This window comes from Arthrobacter sp. H5 (genome assembly GCF_000520595.1).
Classification (GTDB): Bacteria; Actinomycetota; Actinomycetes; order Actinomycetales; family Micrococcaceae; genus Arthrobacter_D.
Genome location: NZ_KI914983.1, coordinates 1 through 11,869 on the forward strand (window position 1 = coordinate 1; position 11,869 = coordinate 11,869).

The window sequence follows — 11,869 nt, forward strand, 5'->3', positions numbered from 1 at the left end:
CGCGAGACCCGAACGCCGATCAAGGGGGTCCGCAAGCACACGGCGGCCGCCATGGTGGCAAGTGCGTTCACTGCACCACACGTGACCGAATTCCTGACCGTGGACGTCACGCCCACCATGGAATTGGTGGCCAAGCTCAAATCCAGCCGCGCGTTTGCCCATACGCGGGTGACTCCGCTGACCGTCGTGGCCAAGGCACTGTGCATTGCTGTTGACCGAAATCCAACGGTTAACAGCAGGTGGGACGGGGATGCCGGAGAGATTGTGCAGCATCACTTCGTCAACCTGGGCATTGCGGCTGCAACACCGCGTGGCCTGATGGTGCCGAACATCAAGGATGCCGACGGGCTTGGACTCAAGGAACTGGCCACCGCGCTGACAACCCTGACCGAAACTGCCCGTGCCGGAAAGACCAGCCCCGCCCACCTTGCCGGCGGAACCATCTCGATCACCAATGTTGGCGTCTTCGGAATCGATGCGGGCACGCCCATCCTTAATCCAGGGGAGGCGGCAATCCTCGCGATGGGATCCGTGCGCAGGACTCCCTGGGAGTATCAGGGAGAGATTGCCCTGCGGCAGGTCATGACGCTCAGCCTGTCCTTCGACCACCGGCTGGTCGACGGCGAACAGGGTTCACGGTTCCTCGCTGACATTGGGACCATCCTGTCGGATCCGGGCATGGTTCTGACCATGGTCTAACCGGGGCGATCTAAACCCGCCGAAGTCATCCCCGCTGTCCGAGGTCACCCGGTATGCGGGGTGACCTCGGCCTCTGCGTCGCTACTTCAGTTCCAGCACCAGTTCCTTGACCACCGCGCCACGGGCGTTGGCGAACCCCTGAACTTCACCGATGTGCTCAAAACCGTAGCGTTCCAGGATCCTGATGGAACTGACATTGTCGGCGACGGCGCGGGCACGCAAGGGCCGCTCGGTGAACTCTTCAAGGAAAAGACCCACCGCCGCCGTCGTAATGCCCTGCCCCCACCGCGCCTTGTCGATCCAGTAGCTGATCTCGGGTGTTTCCTCGTTCTGGTAGGCGAGGATGCTGCCCACCACTGCGTCATCGGTGGTAATGGTCCGCACCGTGACCTTGGGGTCGTTGAGGACATTTTGCCAATGGTGGTTGAATACGCCGCGGTCTGCGGGATTCTTGGCGGTGAAAGCGGCCATGTGATTGGCGCTGGGATCAAGCTGGTGGGAAAAGAACTCATCCACATCGGCGGGTTCAACGGCGCGTAGCTTTATCACGGGGAAACTTTCGGTAGGACGGTCAATCGGCAGTTAGCAACAGGTTACTAGGCATTTCCGCCGGGGCGCTGGTTCTCAGGCGTTGAGGGCGGCCCAGGCCATCTGTTCGAGCAGGGTGCGCAGTTCGGCGGTGTCACGGTTGCTCTTTCGGCGGTGGGTGGAATGGGGGGTCGAGTTGATCAGCCCAAAAGCAGCGTGGGCCTTCCGACGCAGCTGGGCCCGTTCAACCTGCGGAGTTCTCAGTGCCATAGTGTCCACCCATACCTCCACGTAGCGACGCTGGAGAGAACGGACGGTTTCCTCATCTTCGATGGACAGGCTGCTCAGGTCGCGGTCCTGGACACGGATTACATTGGCATTGCGCAGGGCGAAGTCCACCTGGAACTCGATAAGCCCCTTCAGAGCATGCTCCGGCGTCGGCGAGTCCTCCACCACCGCGTTGCTTCCCTCCAGCAGGTCTTCGCTCACCCCAGCCAACAGCGCGGCGAGCACGGCGGGCTTGCCGCTAAAATGGCGATAGACCGCGGGTCCGCTGACCCCGGCTGCCGCACCGAGATCCTCGATGGACACGCCTTTGTAGCCGCGCTCGGCAAAGAGTTGGGCCGCAGCGTTCAGCAGGGCAGCGCGGCGGGACGCCTTGGCGATGCTGCGTCCCGTCACCCGGGTTGCCGTAGGAGGTGCGTCCATGCCGTCCTTTCGTGGAGGTGTTCACTCCATCTTGGTGGACAATTGAGTTAATAGCTACTAACCTAAACTCAGTTAATCAACGCTAACTGAGTGCACCCAGCTATCATCGCAAAGGATGTCAATGGAGACCCTGACTTCCCGACTGGAGCCCACCGGTCCAGGATTCACCAAGAACGACGGCGAGCAGCGGCAACTGGCCACCCAACTTCGCCGGCGGCTGGCTGAGGCCGCCCTGGGCGGGCCTCCGCGTTCAAGGGAACGGCACCTCGCGCGCGGAAAGCTTCTGCCGCGGGAACGGATTGATCAACTGCTCGACCACGGGAGTCCCTTCCTGGAAATCGCGCCCTTGGCTGCCAACGGAATGTACGACGACGAGTGCCCGGGTGCGGGGGTTATCGCTGGGGTTGGCCTGGTGCACGGACGCCATGTCCTTGTCATCTCCAACGACGCAACCGTCAAGGGTGGAACCTACTACCCGATGACGGTGAAGAAGCACCTCCGGGCGCAGGAAATCGCGCTGGAAAACAACCTGCCGTGCGTATACCTCGTGGACTCCGGAGGAGCGTTCCTACCCAAACAGGACGAAGTATTTCCGGACAAGGAGCACTTTGGCCGGATCTTCTATAACCAGGCCACCATGTCGGCAAAAAAGATCCCGCAGATCGCCGCAGTGATGGGTTCCTGCACCGCGGGCGGCGCCTATGTTCCTGCGATGAGCGATGAAACGGTGATTGTCCGCAACCAGGGAACAATCTTCCTTGGCGGTCCCCCTTTGGTTAAGGCGGCCATCGGTGAGATTGTCACGGCCGAAGAGCTCGGCGGGGGAGACGTCCACTCCAAAATCTCGGGCGTCACAGACCACCTGGCGGAGAACGACCATCATGCCCTGGAGATTGTCCGTGACATCATCTCCACACTGCCATCGACCACACCAGCCTGGGACGTTCTCCCGAGCGATCCACCGGCCGAGGATATTGACGGGCTGTACGGAGCTGTTCCGGTTGATGTGAACGCTTCCTATGATGCGCGTGAAATCATTTCCCGGCTGGTTGACCGCAGCGAATTTCACGAGTTCAAGCGCGAGTACGGCACCACCCTCGTCACTGGCTTCGCCACTCTCCACGGACACAAAGTAGGGATCGTCGCCAACAACGGAGTGTTGTTCGGCGAGTCTGCGTTGAAGGGTGCGCATTTCATTGAGCTGTGCGACCAGCGCAGGATTCCGCTGATTTTCCTGCAGAACCTCTCGGGGTTCATGGTGGGCAAGGACTACGAAGCCGGGGGCATCGCGAAGAACGGCGCCAAGATGGTTACCGCCGTGGCGACGTGCCGCGTTCCCAAACTGACCGTCGTCGTCGGTGGTTCCTTCGGTGCCGGAAACTATTCGATGTGCGGACGGGCGTACTCGCCGCGTTTCCTCTGGATGTGGCCGGCCAGCCGGATTTCGGTGATGGGCGGCAACCAGGCTTCCGCTGTGCTCAGCACCGTGAAGCGCGATCAGCTGGAGGGCCTCGGCGAGCAGTGGAGCGCAGCGGACGAGGAAGACTTCAAAGCGCCCATCCGCGCTCAATATGAGGCGCAGGGTAGTCCTTATTACTCCACCGCCCGTCTCTGGGATGACGGCATTATCGACCCCGCGGACACCCGCACGGTGCTTGGTCTGGCGCTCGATGTGTGCGCCAACGCGCCGGTGCCGGACACCTCCTTTGGCCTCTTTCGGATGTGAGTGGAATGAAACCGTTTGACACAGTACTTGTAGCCAACCGGGGCGAAATTGCCTGCCGGGTGATCCGTACGCTGCGCGCACTCGGCATCCGGTCGGTGGCTGTCTACAGCGATGCCGACGCCGGTGCGCGGCACGCTCGCGAAGCGGATCTCGCCGTGCGCATCGGCCCCGCGTCCCCGGCGCAGAGCTATCTCAATATTGACGCGATCATCGCAGCCTGCCGGGCTACCGGCGCCGGCGCAGTGCATCCCGGCTACGGCTTCCTCAGCGAGAACAAGGACTTTGCGGCCCGCCTGGAGCAGGAGCAAATCACCTTTATCGGCCCCAGCGTGCACGCACTGAATGTCATGGGCGACAAGATCCGCTCCAAGAACCACGTCATGGAGCACGGCGTTCCAGTGGTTCCGGGTATTGCGCAGTCCGGCCTGACTGATGAACAACTCATTGACGCTGCCGCCGGCGTAGGGTTTCCGCTGCTGATCAAGCCGTCGGCGGGAGGCGGCGGCAAGGGAATGCACGTGGTGGAACGGCCCGCGGACCTGCCGGCGACCCTCCTCACAGCACGTCGCGTCGCGGCGTCTGCCTTCGGCGACGACACGCTGTTTCTCGAACGGTTGATCCGCACGCCCCGCCACATCGAGGTACAGGTCCTGGCGGACAACTACGGCAACGTCATTCATCTCGGCGAGCGGGAATGTTCCCTGCAGCGGCGGCATCAGAAGGTCATCGAGGAGGCCCCATCCCCGTTGCTGGATGAGGCTACACGTGCCCGCATCGGTGAGGCCGCCTGCGATGCTGCGCGGAGCGTTGACTATTCCGGAGCCGGCACTGTTGAGTTCCTGGTGTCGGACGCAGCGCCCGATGAGTTCTTCTTTATGGAGATGAACACCCGGCTTCAGGTGGAGCATCCCGTGACTGAGATGATCACCGGACTGGACCTGGTGCAGTGGCAGGTGCGCATCGCCGCCGGTGAGAAACTCACCGTTTCGCAGGACGACGTCGTCCTTGCCGGCCACGCAGTCGAGGCGCGCGTTTATGCGGAGGACCCGGAGGCGGGCTTCCTACCGTCGGCTGGGACGGTGGTGTCGCTGAGCGAGCCGGCCGGCGATGGCATCCGGGTCGATAGTGCGCTGGTGCCTGGTCTGGAAATTTCTCCGACCTATGACCCGATGCTGTCCAAGGTGATCGCGTGGGGAGAAGACCGGGCGCAGGCGCTGGACCGTCTGGATGACGCACTGTCGCGCACCCGGGTGCTGGGCATCCACACCAACGTCGAGTACCTCAAGCTGTTGATCAACGACGACGACGTGCGGGCCGGACACCTCGATACCACCATGATCGAGCGGAAGCTGCCCGGGCTGTCCTTCCGGCGGATCAGCGATGAAGAGCTTGCACTGGCAGCCGCAACTCTTGTGGCCTATGCGGACTCCGTCGTTGCCTCGGATCCGCCCGCACGGAGCGCCGGCTCACCGTGGGACCGGCGGGATGGCTGGCGGATTGGCGGACGCCACACCGGCCGCACACTTCGGTTTGAGATGGGACGTCAGGACACCATGACAGTGCATGTGACCCGCGCCGACGGCCGGTTCCTCGTGCTGATCGGTGACCAGCAGTTCACGTGCGGGTTCGATGGTTCGCACAGCGTCACCGTGAACGGGATCCGGTATCCGAACAACTTCACCGTTGACGGGAATACCGTCTGGCTGTTCGACAACGGGTGGTCCGCAGGTGTGCGCAGCCTGACCCGGCGGGAGCAGCTCACCGCTGATCTGACACTCATTGCCCGGGCTGTTGGGACCGTCGACCCGGAAGTCCGCTCACCCATGCCGGGGACCGTCATCGCGGTGCAGGTGGCGGACGGGGATCAGGTGGAGGAGGGACAGGTGCTGCTCAGCGTGGAAGCGATGAAGATGGAACATCAGCTGACGGCGGCTGTCGCAGGGACGGTGTCCATCAAACTTTCACCGGGTGACCTGGTCAAGGCCAACGAGGTCGTGGCTCATATCCATATTGAAAACCCGGCAGAACGGGAGAACCCCGATGCCGGAAGCACGCCCACACAACAGGAAGATCCCACACCATGAATTTTGAACTGAGCTCGGAATACCAGGACCTCGTGGACACCGTCCGCGAATTCGCGGACGAGGTGGTTGCGCCGGTTTCCGCCAAGCACGATGAGGAACACAGCTTCCCTTACGGAGTGGTGGACCAAATGGCCGACATGGGTCTGTTTGGACTCCCGTTCCCTGAGGAGTACGGAGGCATGGGCGGAGACTACTTTGCGCTGTGCCTTGCCTTGGAGCAGCTGGCGCGGGTAGACCAGTCGGTTGCCATCACACTGGAGGCCGGTGTGTCCCTCGGGGCCATGCCGGTATACCGCTTTGGCACCGAGGAGCAGAAGCAGGAGTGGCTGCCACTGCTCGCGAGTGGTAAGGCCCTCGGTGGATTCGGTCTGACCGAGTCCGAAGCAGGCTCAGATGCGTCCGGGACCAAGACCACCGCAAAGGTGGTCGACGGGCAATGGGTCATCAACGGCACCAAGGAGTTCATCACCAACTCCGGAACAGACATCACCAAACTGGTCACGGTAACCGCAGTCACGGACACCACCGGCAACGCGGACGGTTCGGTCAAGAAGGAAATCTCCACCATCCTGGTCCCCACCAACACGCCCGGCTTCACCGCCGAAAAAGCGTACAACAAGGTGGGCTGGAACGCTTCCGACACCCACCCGCTGACCCTGCAGGACGTACGCGTGCCAGAAGCGAACCTTCTTGGCGCGCGCGGTCGCGGCTACGCCAACTTCCTGCAGATCCTCGATGAGGGCCGCATTGCCATTGCCGCGCTCGCGACGGGCGCTGCCCAGGGCTGTGTTGAGCAGTCCATCCGCTATGCCAAGGAGCGCCACGCTTTCGGCAGCAACATCGGCAGCTACCAGTCCATCCAGTTCAAGATTGCCCGGATGCAGACACGTGCGCACACCGCCCGCCTGGCTTACTACGATGCCGCGTCCCGCATGCTTGCCGGAAAGCCGTTTAAGACGCAGGCCTCCATCGCTAAGCTGGTGGCAGGCGAAGCCGCCATGGACAATGCACGTGATGCCACCCAGGTGTTTGGCGGCTATGGGTTTATCAACGAGTTCACGGTTTCGCGCCACTACCGCGACTCGAAGATTCTTGAAGTGGGGGAGGGCACTACCGAAGTACAGTTGATGCTCATTGCCCGGGAGCTTGGCCTATAGTCCAGCGTTCCAATCAGCAGTGTGCGTAGTTCAGCACCGCGTTTGATCGTTATTTCAGCACCGCGTCGAAGGAGAAGCAGTGATAGACAAAGTTGTTGCAACGGCGGCCGAGGCGGTCGCCGATATTCCGGACGGAGCCTCACTGGCCGTTGGAGGTTTTGGTCTCTGCGGAATTCCGGTCGCCTTGATCGATGCCCTGCACGATCAAGGCACCAAGGATCTTGAAACCATCAGCAACAACTGCGGAGTGGACGGCTGGGGGCTGGGCCGGCTGCTTGACGATCACCGTATCCGCCGCACGCTCAGCTCATATGTGGGCGAGAACAAGGAGTTCGCGCGCCAGTACCTCTCCGGCGAGCTGGAAGTGGTGCTCACTCCGCAGGGAACGCTCGCCGAAAAGCTGCGTGCGGGTGGTGCGGGCATCCCCGCCTTCTACACCACTGCGGGTGTGGGTACGCAGGTGAGCGAGGGCGGGCTTCCGCAGAAGTACGACGACGCCGGCAACATCGCGGTTGCGTCGGAACCAAAGGAGGTGCGCACCTTTGGCGGCCAGGACTATGTCCTGGAGGAGTCGGTGAGCCCTGATTTCGCGCTGGTGCACGCTTGGAAGGGCGACAGGCATGGCAACCTTGTTTTCCATGCAACGGCCATGAACTTCAATCCACTGTGCGCCCAGGCGGGCAGGATCACCATCGCCGAAGTGGAGGAGCTGGTGGAGCCGGGCGAGTTGGATCCTGAACATGTTCACATTCCGGGCATTTTTGTGCAGCGGGTGGTGCTCGCCTCCGAGGTGGAGAAGCGGATTGAGAAGCGGACAGTGTCGCTCAATTCAACCGAACCAACTGCCCAAGCAAAGGTGGTCTGATCATGACTCTGACACGAAACGAACTGGCGGCGCGCGTTGCCCAGGAACTGGAGAACGGCCAGTACGTCAACCTGGGCATCGGCATGCCCACGTTGATCCCCAACTACATTCCAGCTGGCGTGGAGGTGGTGCTCCACTCCGAAAACGGCATCCTCGGGGTGGGTCCGTATCCCACCGAGGAGCAGCTGGATCCGGATCTGATCAACGCGGGCAAGGAAACAGTCACGGTCAATAAAGGCTCCGCGTTCTTTGACTCGGCGGCATCGTTTGGGATGATCCGAGGCGGCCACGTTGACGTCGCGGTGCTGGGCGCAATGGAGGTGGCCGCGAACGGAGACCTCGCCAACTGGATGATTCCCGGCAAAATGGTCAAGGGAATGGGTGGTGCCATGGACCTCGTCTTTGGTGCCAAACGGCTGATCGTGATGATGGAGCACACCGACCGGAACGGCAATCCCAAGATTGTTGACCGATGCTCATTGCCCCTGACCGGCAAGGGATGTGTGGACAGGATCATCACAGACCTGGCAGTCATCGATGTTGAGCATCATCGCAAGGGCGGGACCCTGATACTGCGCGAGACGGCGCCCGGGGTGAGCGTTGAAAACGTCGTAGCCGCCACCGCCGCCACACTGGAGGTTGACCTGGATGGAGCCTGAGAAGCGTACGGTGCTCCAAAGGGGACTCTATTTCGATGAGCTTGAGACCGGCGTCGTCTATTCGCACCGGCCGGGCAGAACCCTGACCGAAGCGGACAACGTGCTGTTCACCACGCTGACCATGAATACGCAGGCGCTGCATCTGGATGCGGCGTGGAGCGGGACGCAGCCCTTTGGCCAGCGGTTGGTAAATTCGATGCTTACCCTGGCAACCGTCGTCGGGCAGTCCGTGACGCAGCTGACGCAGGGCACCATCGTGGCGCAGCTCGGGATGACCGACGTAAAGTTTCCGCATCCCATGTTTCACGGAGACACCCTGTACACCGACTCAGAGGTGACGGAGAAGAGGTTGTCCGCATCCAGGCCGGGCCAGGGCATTGTTACCATGTCGCACACCGGACGCAATGAGAACGGGGACGTGGTTGCCTTAGTGACCCGCTCGGTGCTGATGTGGACGCAGGAAGGGCACAAAAAATCATGACTTCGCAGGATGGTTTGTCGATGGGGCCGGCGTTGTTGTTCTGCCCGGCGGACCGGCCGGAACGTTTTGCGAAGGCTGCGGAGCGGGCGGACGCTGTCATCCTGGACCTCGAGGACGCTGTCGCGCCGGGTGACAAACCGGCTGCGCGGGAAGCACTGATTGCCTCTGGGCTGGACCCCGATCGAACCATCGTCCGGCTGAACGCGGCGTCCACCCACGATTTCACGTTTGATGTTGAGGCCCTGCGTGACACGCAATACCGCACGGTGATGCTGGCGAAAGCCGAGGGTGCGGCCGATTTGTGGTCACTCAACCGGTTCCGCGTCATTGCCCTGTGCGAAACTGCCTTGGGTGTGCTGAACGCGTCTGCAATGGCGGCTGAGCCCAATGTGGTTGCGCTGATGTGGGGTGCGGAAGACCTGGTTGCGTCGTTGGGCGGGTTATCGAGCCGGAACGACGACGGCGGTTACCGTCACGTGGCGCTCCACGCCCGGTCCCAGGTGCTGCTCGCGGCGGGTGCTGCCGGAAAGCAGTCAATCGATTCGGTGTATGTGGACATTTCAGACCTTGACGGCCTGGCTGAGGAGTCACGCGATGCGGTTGCTTCTGGTTTCGGCGCGAAGGCGTGCATCCATCCGAGTCAGGTGGCGGTCATCCGGGAAGCCTATCTCCCCTCCGCCGGGGACATTGCGCAGGCCCGCGAACTGCTGGAGGAAGCCTCACACCAGGGTGGAGTTTTCCAGTTCCGCGGAAGGATGGTGGACGGACCAATCCTGCGTCATGCCGAACAGGTTCTGGCGCGGGCCGAGCGGTACAGGGCCGGTTCCGAGTCCTAGACTGGTCCGTTTTCATCGCTTAGGGTCACATCGCCAGCGTCGCTGAGTTCGGCACGTCCAAAGACGCTACGCTCGATCGCCTGCACCGCCCACTCACTGTTAGAAGGGTGGGGGTGGTTCGGGGAGGGTGGTGTAGGTTTTTCCGGCGAGTGAGGTGGTGGTGAAGGTTCCGGGTTCGGGTTGTTCTCCGCCCCAGAATCCTTCGGTTTTGTACATGTGGTGCCGGTTGCAGTCGGGGTGGGTATTCCATAGTGCTGTATGCCCTCCGGCGGCCCACTCGACGGTGTGGTCGATTTCGCAGGCCGACGCGGCGACGTTGCAGCCTGGATGCGTGCAGGTCGGGTTAAGGATCCGGGTCCAGTCTTTGAGGTGTTGCGGCGGCCGGTAGGCGTCGCGTCCGACGCTGAGGACTGCACCGGTTTCCGGGTGGGTCAGGATCCGGGTGAACGAGGGTGCGTGAGCTGCCAGCCGTCTCGCGGTGTCCGGGTCGATCGGACCATACCCCTCCAACAAACCGGGCGCGCAGGCCTCCAGGCCGGTGACTCCGTCGATCCCGCCGCACTCACACACCCTGCGCACACCAGGAACATCACCGGCAGGAACATCCCCGGTAGTGCTGCTGCCGCCGGTGCTGCTGCCGGTGCTGCTGCTGCCGCCGCCGGTGCCATTCCCGCCGTTGCCGCTTCCGGTGCGATTTCCGGGGGTGCTGTTGTTGGTTTTGGTGCAGCCGGCTTTGTGTCTGCCGAGGAGGGTCAGGGCGGGGACGGTGATGTAGACCTTCGCGCTGATGCCCCGGTGTCCGGTGCCCTGGGTTGGGTCTGCGGTGCAGGTGTGGGTGAGGACATCACTGAACACGTCGGCGCGGAGCTGTCCCAGTGTCCGGGACTCTTCGGGGCTTTGCAGTGTGCGGGCTGCGGTGTCGACGCGGTTGTAGATCCCGCAGGCCTGCTCGGCGGGCAGGTACGCACTGAGCCAGGCCATCCCGTCCTGGCCGGGTTCGAGGATGATGTTGCGGTCCTGGACCGCTTTGTTCCTGCGTGCGGTGAGGGATTCCGGGTGGTGTTCCTCCCTCAGCCGGCGTGCCCGCCGTCCGAGTTTCGCGACGGTTGTCTGCTCCGCCACGCCGATGAGCTCTTGTTCGAAGGCGGGTACCGCTGCGGCGGGGATCCCCGCGCATTCCTGCGCGATGGTGACCGCGTGTCGGCGGGAGATCCTGCCGTCCTGCAATGCTTCGAGGGTGGGCTGGTTGTATTCGGTGAGCAGGATCGATTCGTCCAGGAGCCGTTTCGCGGTTCCGTCCGGGACCCGGAGCAGGGCACCGATTTCCGAGGCCGTCAGTGAATCCGCCAGCCGCCGCCCGGATACGCTGAGGAAACCACGGGCGGTGACTTCCTCCCCGGCCAGGACCCTGACCCTCGCGATCAGCTGGGCCTCGGCCGCGTCGATCCAGGACCGCAGACCAGCCAGTTCCTCCAACCCGCCCAACGCGACGCCGAAATCCAGTTCCCCGACCGGCCGGTGCACCACCTGACCCGCCAACGCTGCATGCCCGCCTGCGGCGCCGTCGGAGTCCGACGCCCACACCAACGGACCAACCCACCGACCATTACCGCCGCCCTCCGGGACATCGGGACCCTCCGAATCTCCAGGACCACCCGGATCGGCGCCGCCGGGACCCTCCGGAGAAGCGCCGCCGGGACCCCCGGGAGAAGCGCCATCGGCGTACGGCGTGTCAGCGCAGGCACCGCCGCTGCAACCCTCCCAGCCACAACCCGGGCACCCTCGATACTGCGTCTCCTCTGAATCCATGACTACAGTCCATCACCCGCCACCGACATTATTACCCGAACGGACATTCGAACCCATTATGCCCACAGCGAACACCGGATATTTTACTTCGGCGTGAGAGTCTCCCGCACCCGGTCTCCCCGCAGCCGCAAGCGGCTTTGGTCGCCCACCCAGTGCGATGCAGGCACCACGTGGCAAGGGGTCAACCATCGGGACACATTCGACGAATGAGCGAGGGCGATCACCGCACACCTTGCGGAAGTAGACTTGGACCCAACCATGGCATTGAACATCACCTATCCCCCTGAGCTCCCGGTCGCCGAGCGGCGGGCCGACAT

The 11,869-nt window shown here is 62.8% G+C and carries 11 protein-coding genes; 8 read left to right on the plus strand and 3 right to left on the minus strand.

The features are described 5' to 3' along the window. A partial coding sequence (locus tag Y708_RS0105315) for a dihydrolipoamide acetyltransferase family protein (protein ID WP_028279124.1) occupies positions 1-699 on the plus strand: 699 nt, incomplete at its 5' end. 81 nt (positions 700-780) lie between these two features. On the opposite strand, the gene Y708_RS0105320 is transcribed toward Y708_RS0105315, so the two are convergent. Both Y708_RS0105320 and Y708_RS0105325 read right to left on the minus strand, forming a co-directional pair. Beyond that, complete coding sequence (locus tag Y708_RS0105320; RefSeq protein WP_081746487.1) at positions 781-1,248, minus strand: GNAT family N-acetyltransferase; 468 nt, start codon at positions 1,246-1,248, stop codon at positions 781-783. Positions 1,249-1,323: 75 nt separating this feature from the next. Beyond that, a complete protein-coding gene (locus tag Y708_RS0105325) occupies positions 1,324-1,935 on the minus strand; it encodes a TetR/AcrR family transcriptional regulator (RefSeq protein ID WP_028279126.1) in 612 nt (203 codons plus the stop codon). A 121-nt stretch (positions 1,936-2,056) separates the two neighbouring features. Between Y708_RS0105325 and Y708_RS0105330 the strand changes: the two genes are divergently transcribed. From Y708_RS0105330 to Y708_RS0105360, 7 genes are all read left to right on the plus strand, one after another. After that, positions 2,057-3,661 (plus strand): carboxyl transferase domain-containing protein, encoded by a 1,605-nt coding sequence (locus tag Y708_RS0105330; protein WP_028279127.1) that lies wholly within the window; start codon positions 2,057-2,059, stop codon positions 3,659-3,661. Positions 3,662-3,666: 5 nt separating this feature from the next. Next, the gene (locus tag Y708_RS23045) at positions 3,667-5,745 is read left to right on the plus strand and encodes an acetyl/propionyl/methylcrotonyl-CoA carboxylase subunit alpha (RefSeq protein WP_035775395.1); all 2,079 of its coding nucleotides are present in this window, start codon (positions 3,667-3,669) and stop codon (positions 5,743-5,745) included. Beyond that, positions 5,742-6,902: an acyl-CoA dehydrogenase family protein gene (locus Y708_RS0105340; protein WP_028279128.1), complete on the plus strand. Its 1,161-nt coding sequence runs from the start codon at positions 5,742-5,744 to the stop codon at positions 6,900-6,902. The genes Y708_RS23045 and Y708_RS0105340 overlap by 4 nt, the downstream gene beginning before the upstream one ends. Before the next feature lie 79 nt (positions 6,903-6,981). Then, entirely contained in the window at positions 6,982-7,767 is a 786-nt protein-coding gene (locus Y708_RS23050; RefSeq protein ID WP_035775396.1) for a CoA transferase subunit A, read from the plus strand. Positions 7,768-7,769: 2 nt separating this feature from the next. Further along, positions 7,770-8,426 carry a CoA transferase subunit B gene (locus Y708_RS0105350; RefSeq protein ID WP_028279129.1) on the plus strand — a complete coding sequence of 219 codons (657 nt, stop codon included), beginning with the start codon at positions 7,770-7,772 and terminating at the stop codon, positions 8,424-8,426. After that, the gene (locus Y708_RS0105355; RefSeq protein WP_028279130.1) at positions 8,416-8,907 is read left to right on the plus strand and encodes a MaoC family dehydratase; all 492 of its coding nucleotides are present in this window, start codon (positions 8,416-8,418) and stop codon (positions 8,905-8,907) included. Before Y708_RS0105350 ends, Y708_RS0105355 begins: the two co-directional genes overlap by 11 nt. Beyond that, positions 8,904-9,743, plus strand: coding sequence for an HpcH/HpaI aldolase/citrate lyase family protein (locus tag Y708_RS0105360; protein ID WP_028279131.1), 840 nt, complete (start codon positions 8,904-8,906; stop codon positions 9,741-9,743). Before Y708_RS0105355 ends, Y708_RS0105360 begins: the two co-directional genes overlap by 4 nt. Before the next feature lie 99 nt (positions 9,744-9,842). Here the strand turns inward: Y708_RS0105360 and Y708_RS0105365 are convergent, their stop codons facing one another. Continuing rightward, positions 9,843-11,552, minus strand: coding sequence for an HNH endonuclease signature motif containing protein (locus tag Y708_RS0105365; RefSeq protein WP_155853706.1), 1,710 nt, complete (start codon positions 11,550-11,552; stop codon positions 9,843-9,845). Between the last annotated feature and the right edge of the window lie 317 nt (positions 11,553-11,869).